The 15,281-nt window shown below is 40.1% G+C and carries 14 protein-coding genes; 10 read left to right on the plus strand and 4 right to left on the minus strand.

The features are described 5' to 3' along the window. Nucleotides 1-178: 178 nt before the first annotated feature. Nucleotides 179-1,288, minus strand: coding sequence for a cell division protein ZapE (gene zapE, locus BW142_RS02320; protein ID WP_076923737.1), 1,110 nt, complete (start codon nucleotides 1,286-1,288; stop codon nucleotides 179-181). A 59-nt stretch (nucleotides 1,289-1,347) separates the two neighbouring features. On the opposite strand from zapE, the gene rsuA reads away from it, so the two are divergent. The 3 genes from rsuA to BW142_RS02335 all read left to right on the plus strand — a co-directional run bounded on the left by rsuA (nucleotide 1,348) and on the right by BW142_RS02335 (nucleotide 3,852). Beyond that, entirely contained in the window at nucleotides 1,348-2,046 is a 699-nt protein-coding gene (rsuA, locus tag BW142_RS02325) for a 16S rRNA pseudouridine(516) synthase RsuA (protein ID WP_076923738.1), read from the plus strand. A 120-nt stretch (nucleotides 2,047-2,166) separates the two neighbouring features. Next, nucleotides 2,167-2,820, plus strand: coding sequence for a bifunctional tRNA pseudouridine(32) synthase/23S rRNA pseudouridine(746) synthase RluA (gene rluA / locus BW142_RS02330; RefSeq protein WP_024608001.1), 654 nt, complete (start codon nucleotides 2,167-2,169; stop codon nucleotides 2,818-2,820). Between the two features lie 81 nt (nucleotides 2,821-2,901). After that, complete coding sequence (locus BW142_RS02335) at nucleotides 2,902-3,852, plus strand: DUF3530 family protein (protein ID WP_024608000.1); 951 nt, start codon at nucleotides 2,902-2,904, stop codon at nucleotides 3,850-3,852. On the opposite strand, the gene djlA is transcribed toward BW142_RS02335, so the two are convergent. From djlA to BW142_RS02350, 3 genes are read right to left on the minus strand one after another with little or no spacing between them, the layout of a single operon-like run. Continuing rightward, complete coding sequence (gene djlA, locus BW142_RS02340; RefSeq protein WP_024600316.1) at nucleotides 3,835-4,701, minus strand: co-chaperone DjlA; 867 nt, start codon at nucleotides 4,699-4,701, stop codon at nucleotides 3,835-3,837. The two genes, BW142_RS02335 and djlA, sit on opposite strands and share 18 nt — an antisense overlap. A gap of 31 nt (nucleotides 4,702-4,732) precedes the next feature. Next, nucleotides 4,733-5,389, minus strand: a complete 657-nt coding sequence (murU, locus tag BW142_RS02345; protein WP_076923739.1) for an N-acetylmuramate alpha-1-phosphate uridylyltransferase MurU — start codon at nucleotides 5,387-5,389, stop codon at nucleotides 4,733-4,735. Continuing rightward, on the minus strand, nucleotides 5,386-6,387 hold the full coding sequence (locus tag BW142_RS02350) for a phosphotransferase (protein ID WP_076923740.1): 1,002 nt from the start codon (nucleotides 6,385-6,387) through the stop codon (nucleotides 5,386-5,388). The genes murU and BW142_RS02350 overlap by 4 nt, the downstream gene beginning before the upstream one ends. A gap of 111 nt (nucleotides 6,388-6,498) precedes the next feature. Here BW142_RS02350 and lptD point away from each other — a divergent pair, with 111 nt between their 5' ends. The 7 genes from lptD (at nucleotide 6,499) to BW142_RS02385 (ending at nucleotide 15,241) form a co-directional block, all read left to right on the plus strand. Next, entirely contained in the window at nucleotides 6,499-8,751 is a 2,253-nt protein-coding gene (gene lptD, locus BW142_RS02355; RefSeq protein ID WP_024592325.1) for an LPS assembly protein LptD, read from the plus strand. A 39-nt stretch (nucleotides 8,752-8,790) separates the two neighbouring features. Next, a complete protein-coding gene (gene surA / locus BW142_RS02360; RefSeq protein ID WP_024600313.1) occupies nucleotides 8,791-10,086 on the plus strand; it encodes a peptidylprolyl isomerase SurA in 1,296 nt (431 codons plus the stop codon). 2 nt (nucleotides 10,087-10,088) lie between these two features. Further along, nucleotides 10,089-11,081: a 4-hydroxythreonine-4-phosphate dehydrogenase PdxA gene (gene pdxA, locus BW142_RS02365; RefSeq protein WP_024600312.1), complete on the plus strand. Its 993-nt coding sequence runs from the start codon at nucleotides 10,089-10,091 to the stop codon at nucleotides 11,079-11,081. Continuing rightward, nucleotides 11,078-11,884 carry a 16S rRNA (adenine(1518)-N(6)/adenine(1519)-N(6))-dimethyltransferase RsmA gene (gene rsmA, locus BW142_RS02370; RefSeq protein WP_002960838.1) on the plus strand — a complete coding sequence of 269 codons (807 nt, stop codon included), beginning with the start codon at nucleotides 11,078-11,080 and terminating at the stop codon, nucleotides 11,882-11,884. The genes pdxA and rsmA overlap by 4 nt, the downstream gene beginning before the upstream one ends. Beyond that, nucleotides 11,868-12,257, plus strand: a complete 390-nt coding sequence (gene apaG, locus BW142_RS02375; protein WP_007585091.1) for a Co2+/Mg2+ efflux protein ApaG — start codon at nucleotides 11,868-11,870, stop codon at nucleotides 12,255-12,257. The genes rsmA and apaG overlap by 17 nt, the downstream gene beginning before the upstream one ends. A gap of 13 nt (nucleotides 12,258-12,270) precedes the next feature. Further along, entirely contained in the window at nucleotides 12,271-13,089 is an 819-nt protein-coding gene (locus tag BW142_RS02380; RefSeq protein ID WP_076923741.1) for a symmetrical bis(5'-nucleosyl)-tetraphosphatase, read from the plus strand. Between the two features lie 136 nt (nucleotides 13,090-13,225). After that, nucleotides 13,226-15,241 (plus strand): methyl-accepting chemotaxis protein, encoded by a 2,016-nt coding sequence (locus tag BW142_RS02385; RefSeq protein WP_076923742.1) that lies wholly within the window; start codon nucleotides 13,226-13,228, stop codon nucleotides 15,239-15,241. Nucleotides 15,242-15,281 lie beyond the last annotated feature (40 nt).

Genomic DNA, 15,281 nt, shown 5'->3' on the forward strand with positions numbered 1-15,281 from the left:
ACTTGTAGACGCACAGCTTGCTGGCGTGACGAGCAAAGCTCGTAATTTCTATGTTTTAATGTCTTCTCATTTACTTCTCTTTGTGCAATAAGTTTTTAAGTGATTTATTCACAAAGAGGCTAAAAAGAAGCTCACGCTTCTCACGTGAGCAAGCTCGTCTACAATATATATCAAAGCGTTACCAATTTTGCATTTCAACTATGCGCGATTGCGTGCGCGCATATTCAAAGCTCAACTTTTTACCTTTATACAAATGTTCAATGTCGGTTTGAGCATTTATCACCAGCAATTTATGGCAATCGTAAAACTCATCTACTAATGCAATAAAGCGCCGTGCTTCGTCGTCAAAGGTGTGCTCATCAAGCGTTTGTTTTTCGCGTTGGTAGCTATCTTCTATACCATGAACAATAACTTTGCCCGTTGCTTTAACACCCATTTGCGGCACGTTCGATACATATAACACATCAAATTGCGTTGCTAAAAACATATAGTCGTTAGCACTGCGCGGGCCTGAGCATAGCGCCATAAAATCAATCATCAAGGCGTTATCTGCTTTTAATAAATAAGGTAAATTGCGGCCATGTACACTAATTGTATTTTTATATGTTACCTCTGCATAAGAAACTAAAAACTCATTTTCAAAATCGTGATTTGATAAATTAATAAAATAGTGACGACTATTTTTACCGTATCTAAAGCGGTGATCGTCCTCGCCTGCCACGTTAATTATATGGCAGTGACTATTAATTAAATCGATAGTAGGTAAAAATCGCGCTCGTTGCAGGCCGTTGTAATAAAGCTGCTCTGGCTTTGCGTTCGATGTAGCCACCAGCACAACACCTTGATCAAACAATGCATTGAACAATCTCGCCATAACCATAGCATCGCCAATGTCGCTCACAAAAAATTCGTCAAAACACAGTACTCGAATATTTTTAGCCCACTGTTTTGCAATCAGAGTTAATGGATTTTTTTGACCTTGTAGCTGCGTAAGTTGGGCATGCACTTGCGCTATAAAATGATGAAAATGCAGCCGCTGCTTTTGCTCAATAGGTAAGTTTTTATAAAATAAATCCATCAACATGGATTTACCTCGCCCTACGGGTCCATATAAATAAACACCTTTTATTAAGGGCGCTTTTTGCCACCATGATGTGTGAGCTTGAAGTTGCTCGCTTAGCGTATTTAAAGCTTCCACTGCATTTTGCTGCGCAGCATCAAAACACAGTTCACCCGTGTCTATTTTTGCTTGGTAAAGGCTTAAAATTTGTGTGCTGTGCACTGTCATGGTATTTCACTATCGGCTATAATCGCGCCCATTGTAGCCGACTAAAAATGTGAACCAAAATGAAATTCCCTTGCCGCTTAGATAAATTTATTAGCCACTTAACTGAAATACCGCGCACGCAAGCCCGCGCTAGTATAAAGCGAAAAGAAGTAAGCGTTAATGGCGAAGTAATCACATCACATAATTTTCAGCTAGCCCAGCAAGATGAAGTACTGCACCAAGGTACGCCTTTGGTATTTTTAGGTAAGCGCTATTACATGCTAAATAAACCTGTTGGCTATGTATGTGCTAACAGTGACGAGCTACATAAAACTGTTTTTGACTTACTTGATGAGCCAAATATGAGCGACTTTCACGTGGCAGGTCGTCTTGATATAGACACCACAGGGTTAGTTATTATTACTAATGATGGCGATTGGTCACATAAAATCACGTCACCTAAAAGCAATAAATTTAAAACCTACCTAGTCGAAACTCAAGAGCTTATTACCGATGAAGCACTTGAGCAATTACGTACAGGTGTCATGCTGCATAACGAAAAAGATTTAACCCGCCCAGCTATAGCAGAGAGACTTGCTAATTACGGCCTGCGTTTATCAATAAGTGAAGGTAAATATCATCAAGTTAAACGTATGCTTTACGCAGTAGATAACAAAGTGGTTGAGCTACATCGCGAGCAAATTGCGGGAATTACCCTAGATGAAAACTTGGCTAGTGGTGAATATCGACTATTAACAACTCAAGAAATCAAACTATAAAAGCGCTTTAAAGGAGCCTAAGTTTGGATATATTAGTTAAAATAATACAACTAAACTTTTACTTGAGCCTTTCAACTTGCTCCACTAAAATAGCGCCCTTCAAAATCACTAAGGTCGGCCGTGTTAGTTAACTACAATCCCCCTATGAGTCCGTATTTAACAATACTTTTTCAGGATGACGACTTACTTATCGTTAATAAGCCAAGTGAGTTATTAACTGTCCCAGGTAAAGATCCTAAACATGCCGACAGCTTAATTAATCGCGTTAATCGTGTTTTTCCAACAGCACGAATAGTACACCGCTTAGATATGGCCACCTCTGGCATACTCTGCCTTGCCATGAATAAAGCCGCGCACAGACATTTAAGTATGCAGTTTCAAGAGCGCGAAACAGCCAAACGTTATATAGCACGTGTATACGGACACCTTGAATCTGAAACAGGATCAGTAGATTTACCCCTTATTTGTGATTGGCCTAATCGCCCAAAACAAATGGTTGATCACGACAGAGGTAAACCTTCGCTTACGCATTTTAAAATACTAGAGCGTGAAGAAAATGCAACCCGTGTAGAGCTAACCCCCATCACTGGTCGCTCGCATCAACTACGTGTGCATATGCTAAGCCTTGGTCACCCTATTTTAGGTGATAGACTTTACGCCCATAAAGAGGCACTTGCTGCCGCTCCTCGCTTACAATTACATGCACAAATGCTGAAGTTGAAGCACCCAACCACTGAGCAAGTACTTACTTTTGAAGCCGAGCCTGAATTTTAACTGGCTCATATACGTCGTAAATTATTAAACTTTTAGATAACTTTGCCGATACCTAACTAATTGTCATTAGTTAGGTGCGTTATGCTATTTTCACGGTTTTTAAAAGGCGCTTTTTATATACAGCTCAGCTGTGCGCTACTTTTAGCTAACCCTATCAGCGCGGCGGAACATATTGCCCCACCTAGCCTATCAAGTATTGAAAATAGCGACATTGAGCGACTTCTTCCAAGCGATGAAATAAAACCAATATTAGCGGGTGAAACAGAATTTTTAAGTCTTTATAGCGAATATATGAGCGCTGATTTTAGAGGAGTAGTATTACTTATACCCGATTGGCACTCTTCACCTACCAATAACTCAGGCATGAGTTACTTGCGTAAAGAGCTTAATAATTTAGGTTACAGCACCTACGCAATGACAGTGCCCGACATTGATTGGCAAACTAGTAAAATGGCAAAAACAACGCCCAGCGAAACCGAAGCTGCGCCGAGTAACACCGAGGAACCTGCATCACCCGACACAACAGCAAACGCCCAATCGCAGCCTGCAAAAGTAAAAGAAGAACCTCATTACGTTAATGCAATTGAAAAAGTAACCGATGACATACTTGATAACTACAAAATAAATCTCATTTCTCGCTTTAATGCGCTGTATCAAACCGCTATGGAAGATTCGAGTAATATAGTGGTTATAGCACAAGGCACGAGTGCGGGTGTGTTGTTGGAGTACTATGCAGATTTTCCAGATGAGAGACTAGATGCGTTTATCAGTTTAAGCAGTTATCTACCTAATACCAAGCGTAACGAAAGCTTGAGCCAAACGGCATCACTTGTTGCACCCGCTTTGCTTGATATTTACTACGCAAATGACAGCACAGACATTTTAATGAGCCTTAAAAATCGTCAGCGCTGGGTTAACCGAAATGCAAAGTTTGATTACCGCCAACGCAAGTTGTTTGGCCTGCGCGATCAACCCGATCAACACGCACGCCTAACAAAAGAAATAGACGGTTTTTTACGCCGACTTTTTTAAATACTCATAAGCAGCTTGAATATCTTGGCTCTTTTTAACAGCCAGCTCCATCATGTGCTTTGGTAGGCCTTGCGACACTAACTTATCAGGGTGGTGTTGCGACATAAGTTTACGGTACGCTACTTTTATATCACGCTGCGTTGCATCGCTATTTAAACCTAATAACGCCAATGCTTGCGCACGGTTCATGTTATTATTTGGCGGTACATGGTGCCCAGAACCTTCACGGTAACTACTACTTTGACCTTGGTTTTGTTGCTGCTGATTAAACTGCTGTTGTTGCTTTCTAAAGTTAAACTCTGCTTGGTAGCGCTTTAATACAAATGCAAAACGTGTTTTAGAAATACCTAACTGTTTACTTACTTCTGCTAATAATTGCTTTTCTTGTTCGGCTAATACCCCGTCAGAAAATGCCATTTGAATTTGTATTTCTAAAAACAACTGTATTAGATCGTTTCGTTTAGCAAAGCGTTCTTTAAAATCGTGTACTGTTTCTTTAAGTGAAAAGTCGCTCTCTTTACCTGACTGAAATGCATGTTGGGCTTCGCGGCGTTCTTCGCCCTTTAAGCCCATTTCATCCATAAACAAGTTAGCTGCTTTTATATGTACTTCGCTAACTCGACCATTCGACTTCGCAATGTGCCCCATAACAGCAAAGCAACTTGAAAAGAACAAAGCTTGGCGCTCATTCACGTCGTCACCACTAAATAAGCTAGAAAAGCCGCCTGCTTTATCAAAGTTATTTTTTAAGCTTTTATCAAATAAATGACCTAGGTATAAACCTAAAATGGCACCAAATATTTTGCCAAACATAAAGCCAAAACAAAAACCGAGAATTTTTCCCCACATCTATAATACTGCCTTCTTAAAAATTGAGTTGTTACGCCTCAAGGCGCTTGTTTAATTGGTTTAAACGCTCTGGTGTACCAATGTCATCCCACTGCCCTATATAGAGCTCAGTTGAGACTAAATGTTCATTTAGCTTTTCACGTAAAATAGGCCCTAAAGGGCGAATACCTTGCGTTAGTCCTTTAAAAAAATCAGCCTGATAGCGGCCAATCCCCGAAAATGTATATTTTTGACTATCAGGCGATAAATGGCTCAATGCAAAGTCGCCGTTAGGATTGTGTTGCGGGTTTTCTATAAGCACTATGTGCGCTTCACCGGGCTGTAAATGGAGTTGCATTAGCGCACTTACATCATAATCGGTGTATACATCACCATTTACTACAATGAAAGAGTCGCCCAACAGCGGTAACGCTTCAATAATACCGCCAGCCGTTTCAAGGCCACCTTCAACTTCTTGGCTGTAAAGTATATTTACACAAAATTGGCTGCCATCTTTAAAGTAGTCTTTTATTTTATCACCTTGCCAGGCAAGGTTTATTACAATATCGGTAATGCCGGCAGCTTTAAGGTTATTTATATGGTGCTCAATAAGTGGTTTTTCTGCCACTTTTAACATTGGCTTTGGCATATTTTGCGTTAGCGGCATCATACGTTGCCCGCGCCCTGCGGCTAAAATCATCGCTTTCATGAGCGCTCCTTTGCTAACTTTTCAGTTACTTTGGGCACAATGGTATTTTTTGTCCACTCACTCAATGCGTTAAGCTCTGGGTAATTTGCCGCTACTTCAATAATGTAATCAAGCGTCGGTAAAATATTATCTAAATAACCTGTTTTACCATCGCGTAAATATAATCGACAAAATATACCCGCAGCTTTTAAGTGGCGCTGTAATCCGGTTAAATCAAACCAATATTTAAACTCATCAAATGAAATGTTAACCAGTAAATTTTGAGCCGTAAATTCTTGATAAGCAAAATCAAGCAAGCTTGTTAACTCTTGGTGAGGCAGTTTAAAGTAGCAATCGCGCAGTAGCGATACCAAGTCGTAGCAAAGCGGCCCACGTACAGCATCTTGATAATCTATAATTGCCCACTGGCCGTTACTGTTCATAATATTACGGCTATGGTAATCGCGATGAACGGTAACAGTGGGTTGCTCAAGCATGGCCTTTATTAATAGCGCTGAACTTCTTTGCCACATTACGTTTTGCTCTGCGCTTAGTGGCTCATTAATAAAGTCACTCACTAACCACTGGCTAAATATATCAAGTTCTAGTTTTATAAAATCTTCGTTATACGCTTGCATAGCATAAGCTGCCGGCGTTTTTGCCCACTGAGCACTTAAGCTAATTAGTGCTTGATAGTGTTCGGTGCGATTTGCATCATCAAGCATATCGGCTAGGTGCGTACTCCCTAAATCACTCAGAACAAAAAAGCCCTGTTTCTCATCACTTGCAATAATAGTAGGAAGTAAAAAACCTTGCTCAACAAACACCTGATTTAGCGAAATGTAAGGTTCGTTATTCACTTTTTGCGGATCTGAGTCCATCACTATTAAATGCTTATTATCGTGATTTAAACGGTAATAACGGCGAAAGCTAGCATCACCCGTGATCGCGTTTAAAGTATGCGACTTGGCATTAAGCTGTGTGTTTATAAATTGTTGTAAATTCTCAAAGCGTGTCATTTTATAAGATATCTATTTTTCACTAAGTTAATTAGGTCAATTACTGTAATTGCCATTATTTTCCTTTATTATGTGTATATTATATTAAACACACAGTATTAAGGTCGATAAATGAGCAAAACCTGGGGCATATTGATGCTAAGCGTAGTTAGCGCACCATCGCTTGCCGAAACTGAACTGGCACACAACCTTTGTGGCATTTCAATGCAAACCAGAGCTTGGCAACCACTTGAAGGCCTTAACCTTGGTGAAGTTGATATTCAAGCTGATGATGTAGAGCTACTTGGCACTCAAAGCGCTGAATTTACCGGCAATGTTGATATTAACACCCTTAAGATGAGTTTGTCCGCACAAACTGCGTTGATAGACAAACAGCGTGGTTTATTAAATGCAACGGGGCCAATCACTTATCAAGACTATGTAAGTAAAGTAAACAGCACCGGATTAAATGCCGATTTAAATAATTCAGAAGTCAGCTTGTTAGGCGCCGACTACAGCCTAACCGAACAACAAGGTAAAGGCGGCGCTGAAAAGCTCACTGTTAATCAGTCTGGCCTATTACTCATGAATGCAAGCTTTACTACTTGCCCAAGTGACACCCCAGTGTGGGAAATTGAAGCTGACGAAATAAACCTTTCACGCGAAGAAGGCTGGGGCGAAACATATAACGCCGTATTACGCATTCTCGATACACCGGTTTTATATTTACCTTATTTTACATTTCCGCTGGATGAACGCCGTAAATCAGGTTTGCTTACCCCGACTATTTCAAGCTCTGACAAATACGGCCTTGAAACAATTACGCCGTACTATTTAAATATTGCACCTAATTTTGATGCCACTATTACGCCTCGTTATATGTCTAATAAAGGGCTGCAATTACAAACCGAATTTAGATACCTAACAGAGCAACATGAAGGCTTAGTAGGGATTGAATACTTAGATAGTGATGATTCTGAGCCAGATTTGAATGAACGCTACATGTTTCATTGGCAACAACAAAGCTACCTAGGTGAAAACTGGCGCGCAAACGTTGATGTAACCAATGTAAGCGATGATAACTACATCACCGATTTAAGCTCAAATTACGCCAGTAAAACCGATACTCAGTTGTATCGTACCGGTTCACTTACTCATTTAGGTGAAACATGGCGCACCGATATTAAAGTACAAAACTTTGAAGTACTGGGCGATCACTTAGAGTCTTACACTGCTATACCGCAAGTTAATTTTACGCAAACTGCTCCATGGCGTTTTGATAATTTTGACTTTAGTGTGTCAGGTGAAATTAGCCATTTTACTAATGATTCATCAGAAGTGGCCATAGACAGCGCAACTCGTGTACACGTAGAGCCTAAAGCACGCTATAACTATGCAACGCATGCATGGTCTTTTTTATCTGAAGTGAGCTTACTGCAAACTAATTATAAGCAAAGCGGAAACTTAACAGGCACGCAATACAGCGATACCGTATCGCGTACTATTCCTAAAGTACGTTTGTACTCTCAGCTTAATTTTGAGCGCGACGCATCTTACTTTTTTGAAGACGCTATACAAACGCTAGAGCCGCAAATTCAATATTTATATACGCCTAATAAAGACCAGTCAGATATTGGTTTGTTTGATACAACCAAACTACAAGACGATTATTATGGTTTATTTAGAGACGTGCGCTTTTCGGGTGTTGACCGTATAGCAGCCGCGAATCAATTTACGTTAGGTGCTACAACGCGCTTGTTTGATAAAAAACAAGAAGAAGTATTTAACTTTAGTGCTGGCCAAATATTTTATTTAAGTGACGATGCCAAGCCAACAGAGCAAGGCTTAAACTCAGACACTAATTATAATGCACTATTTGCAGCTCAAACCATGTTACATTGGCACCGCCGTTGGTACCTCGCTGGAGGTATTCAATACGATACAGATGGCAAGCAAATGGTACAGTCAAATGTAACGCTTGATTATAAAGGTGATAATAATCAGCTAGTACAATTGAACCATCGCTATGCAAATGATGTCTCAGGAAATACAATCGAGCAAGCAGGTGTATTTACAAGTATTCCTATTAGCGACGAATGGCAATTTATTGCGAGCTATCATCGAGATCTTGAAAACAACAGAAGTATCGAAGTATTGAGCGGATTACAGTATGAATCATGCTGTTGGGCTATCCAAATTACTGGGCACCGCCAAATTGAAACAGATTTAAATCAATCAATAGGCCAAGAACAAGCAACTTTTGATTCAGGTATTAGTTTGAATTTTGTATTAAAAGGACTTGGCAGTAAAAGCCGTTATGATGCACAAAAATTATTACAACAAGGTATTTTTGGCTATCGTAGACCGTATTTTCTTAGTAACTAGTATCACAACAGTACTATCAGCAAGAGTAGTAAAAAGAATATGAATTTAAAAAAATTATTAACATCAGCAGTTTTAAGTGCCAGCCTTTGTCAAAGTGCAATGGCCGCACCAGTAGAAATAGATAAAGTTATTGGCGTTGTAAACCAAGGCGTAATTTTAAAAAGCGAAGTAGACACCATTATTAATCGTGTTAAAAAGCAAGCCGAAGAACAAAACCAGCAATTACCAAAAGATGAAACTCTTCGTGTACAAGCCGTTGAGCGTTTAGTAAATCAAGCCCTTATGATACAAATGGCTGACCGTATGGGGTTACAAATCTCAGACAGCCAACTCGATCAAACTCTTGCAAGCATGGCACAAGAGCAAGGCGGAACAATTGCCGATTTACGCCGTACTATTGAAGGTTCGGGTGAAAGCTTTCAAGCTTACCGTGAAGAAATTCGTAAAGAAATAACAACGCAGCAAGTAACACGTGCAAGTGTCGATCGCCGTATTTATATTAGCGAGCAAGAAGTTGATAACCTTTTAAAAATTATGGAAACCCAAGGTCAAAGTGCTGAAGAGTACGACATAGGTCATATTTTAATAGATATCCCTAACGATGCGAACGCTGACGAAATTGCTGGCGCAAAAACACGCGCAGATAAAGTTATTGAGCTATTAAACGATGGCCAAGAATTTAAGCGTATTGCTATTTCATCATCAAGCGGCTCTAAAGCACTTGAAGGTGGACAGCTTGGTTACATGGGCATTAACGAAATGCCATCGCTTTTTGCTGAAGCAGTAAAAGGCCAAAAGAAAGGCGCTATTGTTGGCCCTCTTCGCTCTGGTGCCGGTTTTCATATCATTAAAGTACAAGATGTTCGTGGCCTACAAGTTGTAGAAACAACTGAAGTGCGTTCACGCCATATACTAATTAAACCTTCGATTATTTTAAGTGAAGAAAAAGCACGCTCTATGCTTGCTGGCTTTGCAAAAGATTTACGCGCAGGAACTGCCGACTTTGGCAAGTTAGCTAAAGAATACTCAGAAGATCCAGGCTCTGCACTTAAAGGTGGCGAATACGATTGGACTGATCCAACAACTTACGTACCTGCGTTTAAAGATACTCTGCTTTCTCTTAAGCAAGACGAAATAAGCGAACCGTTTAGAACACAGTTTGGTTGGCATATTGTTCAGTTACTTGGTAAACGTGTAGCTGATAAAACTGAGCTAGCTAAACGTAACCGTGCTCACGGTATGTTGTTTAACCGTAAATTTAAGGAAGAAAGTTTTAACTGGCAGCAAGAAATGCGCGAGCAAGCTCACGTTGAAATTTTCCCTATAGACCAATAAATATGACCCTAAGAATTGCTATTACACCGGGTGAACCTGCCGGTATTGGCCCAGATTTGCTACTCACGCTTGCTCAGCAAGCGTGGGATGCTCAACTTGTAGCAATTGCCGATGGCAAGCTGTTAAAAGAGCGTGCAAAACATTTAGGCCTAACAATAAACTTAATTGAATTTGATGATAATGCACCCGCTATCGTAGCACCTGCTGGCAGCCTGTATATTCACCAAGTTGATTTAGGTACTGATGTAGAACTTGGCGTACTAAACGACGGTAACGGACAATACGTGTTAGATACCTTGCGTATAGCAAGTGAAAAAAACATGGACGGCACCTTCGATGCTGTTGTTACGGGCCCTGTTCACAAAGGCATAATTAATAAAGCGGGTATTTCATTTAGCGGGCACACTGAGTATTTTGCACAGCAGTCAAATACTGCTGATGTAGTTATGATGCTTGCAACAGAGGGCTTACGAGTTGCACTTGTAACCACGCATATTCCACTTGCGTATGTATCGCGTGCCATTACACCAGAGCGCTTAACTAAAGTAGCGGGTATTTTAAATCACGACTTACAAACTAAGTTTGGTATAGAAAAACCACGTATTTTAGTGTGTGGCTTAAATCCGCATGCCGGTGAAGATGGCCATTTAGGCCGTGAAGAAATAGAAACAATCACACCAACGCTTGAGATACTTAGAAGCGAAGGTATGAATTTAATTGGCCCACTACCGGCCGATACTTTATTTCAAGATAAATACCTATCTGAAGCAGATGCAGTGCTTGCTATGTATCACGATCAGGGATTACCTGTGCTAAAATACAAGGGATTTGGTAAATCGGTAAATATTACCCTTGGCTTACCATTTATCCGCACATCAGTTGACCACGGTACTGCACTCGATTTAGCAGGAACTGGTACAGCTGACGTTGGCAGTTTTGAATTAGCGATCCGCGAAGCAATTAAGCTCGCCCAAGAAAAAGCACAAAATCAATGACCGATAAAGTACATTTAGGACACCGCGCTCGTAAGCGTTTTGGGCAAAACTTTTTATTTGATGAGTCTATTATCGATAAAATAGTCTCTGCGATCGATCCTAAACCAGAAGACAACTTAGTAGAAATTGGCCCCGGCCTTGGCGCAATTACTGAGCCAGTAGCTGATTTAAGTGGCCATTTAACGGTTGTTGAATTAGATAAAGATTTAGCACAACGATTAATTGAACATCCATTTTTGGGTCCTAAATTAACCGTTAACCAAGGCGATGCAATGACGTTTGACTTTGCAAGCTTGGTTCGCGATGACAAAAAATTGAAAGTGTTTGGTAACTTACCTTACAATATTTCGACACCGTTATTGTTTCATCTTTTTGAATTTTCAGATCATATTGAGCACATGCACTTTATGCTTCAAAAAGAAGTAGTAAAACGCATGGTAGCAGGCCCAGGTAGTAAAACATTTGGCCGTTTAAGCGTAATGACTCAATACTACTGTAATGCAATGCCGGTTGTTGAAGTACCACCTGAGTGCTTTAAACCAGCGCCAAAAGTTGACTCTGCTGTTATACGTTTAATACCTAAGAAGCCAGAGCAACGTACAGCAAAAAGCGTTAAAATATTAAACACAGTGTGTTTAGAAGCCTTTAATCAACGCCGTAAAACACTGCGTAACAGTTTAGGTAATTTACTAACTGCAGAAGAGCTTACTAGCATTGGCATTGATATAACGCTGCGTGCTGAGCGCTTATCTTTACAACAATTTATTGATATAGCTAACTGGATTTATGACAACAAGCAGTAATATTGGATCGCCTGTAAAGGTATCTGTAGAAACATTTTACGTAGAAGGTCAATCTCAACCTGAGCTTGAAAAATACGTATTTGCTTACTCGGTAACAATTAAAAACCATAGTTTATGTAGTGCAAAATTACTGAGCCGCTATTGGTTAATTACCGATGCAAATGGCAAAGAAGTAGTAGTAGAAGGTGAAGGCGTTGTTGGCGAAATGCCAGACATTGGCCCAGGCGAAAGCTATAAATACACCAGCGGGGCAATTTTAGATACACCTGTAGGCACTATGCAAGGCCATTACACGTTACGCAACGAATTTGGCTCTGAGTTTCAGGCGCCTATTAATGTGTTTCGTTTGGCTTGCCCTAACATTTTACATTAAGTCGTAACCACTGATGGCAGATTATGCGATAGGTGATTTACAAGGGTGTTTTAGTGAATTTAACACCCTTTTGCAACGGGTTGATTTTAACCCAAGCAAAGATCACCTTTATTTAGTTGGCGACATCGTTGCCCGCGGGCCAGACTCCCTAGCCTGCTTAGACTATATTTACCAACATCAAAATAGCATGACCATCACTTTAGGCAATCACGACCTCCATATGGTTGCCTGCTACTTTCTTAACAAACCTACCAATCCAAAAGATAAACTAAACCCAATATTTGAAAGCCCAAAATTAACGCATTACATTGCCTTTTTACAAACCCAGCCATTGGCTCTAGAGCTTATAAAGCATAACTGTTTTATATCTCATGCAGGATTAAACCCCGATTGGTCTATTGAAAATGCACTAAAGCACGCGCAATTTGCACAAAGCTGTTATCAATCAAATAACGCTAAAGCATTTTTTGAACACATGTATCAACCTCACCCTGCAGAGTGGTCAAGCAACCTTGATGACTTTGAAAAATTTAGATACATAGTTAACTACTTTACCCGCATGCGTTTTTTAACAAGTGATAACAAACTCGAGCTTAATGCAAAGGGTGCAATAACCGATAGCCAAACATTAACCCCTTGGTTTAACCATCCTAATATAGCTAAAACTAAACACGATATTATTTTTGGCCACTGGGCCGCGCTTGAAGGTAGAACAGATAATCCACGGGTTCACGCCTTAGATACGGGCTGTGTATGGGGGAACACCATGACCCTAATGGAGCTAAGTACAAAAAAAATTATTGTAGAAAAGTCCCACCTTTCGTCTAAATAAACTGAAAAAAAACAATACATCTGTTAGATTTATAAATTAATAGTTAAAATTAGTTAAAGTAATTGATTTTAATTACTTAACTTATTGGTACAAACGCCGATAAGTTTTAATTGAAGTACTTTTGAGTGGAAACCTTATGAACCTGACAGTAAGCCAACGTATTTGGGGTGGTTTTATATTTATCACACTATTATTATTAATAATTGGTGGTAACTCCTTAATAAAAATTGCAAATATTGACCGTTCCACTCAAAAAGTGAACCAACTATCACTCCCAGCATTAAATAAAAGCTCTGAGCTACAAGCCGAATTTATTTTAATGAGTAAAGCCGCTCAAGCGAGTTTTTACACGACATCCGCCAATGAGCTTGCGCCAATAAAAGCACAAGTTCTCGAGCAAAAGCAATTATTCAACACTCTTCATCGCGAACTTCAAGACGTAGTAAAAAATGATGCAACGCTTAATCAAAGTAGCCAAAACGTAGAAAAAACCTACTTAAGCTTTTTAAGCACAGTTGAAAACTTATTAGAAGATAAAAGCAAACAGCTAGCATTAAATAAAACATTAAAAGCACAATTAGAAAATATAGAACTAAGTGCAGAAGATGCTAACTCTGTTGTACTCGATATTACCGACATTGACGGATTTGAGCAAAACCACCCTCGCGCTTATCAAGCTGCTAACAATTTAGAAAACAACTTTATGTCGGTAGTTAGTAACAGCACCGACATGCTAACCGTTAAAACGCTTAATACTCTCGATATTGTTAAAAACGAGCAAACTTATTACCTAGAAGAAGTAACGCGTACTATTGCATTAATTAAACCTGCGATTGAGCAAACTCACAGCGATTTATATTCAAGCTTAAAAGAGTATGTTGATACTTTAGAAAACAACATAAAAGGTGGCAGCGGTTTAGCTGCAAACAAAAAACGATTAATTGACTCGATTACGCTAACAGAGACAGAGCTTGCCCAGTCAGAGCAAGCCACCAAAATGGCACTTAACCAAATTGATGAGTTAGTTAATCAAGCAAGTGATGTTGCGTTTAAATTACAGCAAGGCGTGCGCAGCGACGTAGACTCAGCAAACTTATGGACGTGGGTTGGTATGATTATAGCCACCCTTTTAGCTGTAGCGATTGCTATTATTACTGTTAGCCGCATTACTAAACCACTTGCTGAAGTTAACCGAATTTTAGATATTGTTGCCAGTGGCGACATGACACAACGTTTAGACGACAGCGCTAAAGACGAATTTGGCGAACTATCTAAAAGCTGTAACACGCTAATTGACAGCCTACGCAGCCTAATTAAAGGTATTATTTCGCGTTCCACTCAACTTGCAGCAGCATCAGAGCAAACATCGGCCATTACCTCAGAATCAAGCCAAGCAATTCGCAACCAACAAGCACAAGTTGAACAAGCCGCAACCGCAACAACCGAAATGAGCAGTACATCGCAAACGGTTAGCAACAGCGCTCAACAAGCACTTAGCGAAATTAAAAATGCGGATAAAGAAGCTGAACGCGTTAAAGGTATTTCGAATAACAATAAAGCCACAATTGAGCAATTAGCACGTGAAGTAGACGACGCCTCTCAAGTAATTAATAAACTACATCAAGATAGCGCATCAATTGGCAGCATATTAGATGTAATACGCGGAATAGCTGATCAAACTAACCTACTTGCATTAAATGCCGCAATTGAAGCTGCACGTGCTGGTGAATATGGCCGAGGCTTTGCGGTTGTAGCAGACGAAGTGCGCTCTTTAGCGAGTAAAACTCAAGAGTCGACCCAAGAGATACAATCAATGATTGAATCACTACAAACAGGCGCTGAAGCTGCCGTAACTGCTATGAGTAAAGGTAAACAACGTGCGGTATCGTGTGTTGAGCAAACCGACCTAGCAAGTAGCGCTCTTGATTCAATTACATTTGCGGTTTCGCAAGCTCACGACGTAAGTGAAGAAATTTCGACCGCGGCACTTGAGCAACAACAAGTAGCACAAGAAATTAGCGAACGCCTTGAGTCGATTGTAGCCATTGCAGAGCAAACAGCCGAAGGCGCAAACCAAACTAATATTTCAAGTTCAGAAGTAGCAAAACTTGCCGAAGAACTTCGCTTGTCGGTAGACGAATTTAAAGTTTAGGTTTACTAAAACGATTAAAAAACCCCGATGGTACCATGTA

Source organism: Pseudoalteromonas sp. EB27 (assembly GCF_001974875.1).
In the GTDB taxonomy this organism is placed as follows: domain Bacteria; phylum Pseudomonadota; class Gammaproteobacteria; order Enterobacterales; family Alteromonadaceae; genus Pseudoalteromonas.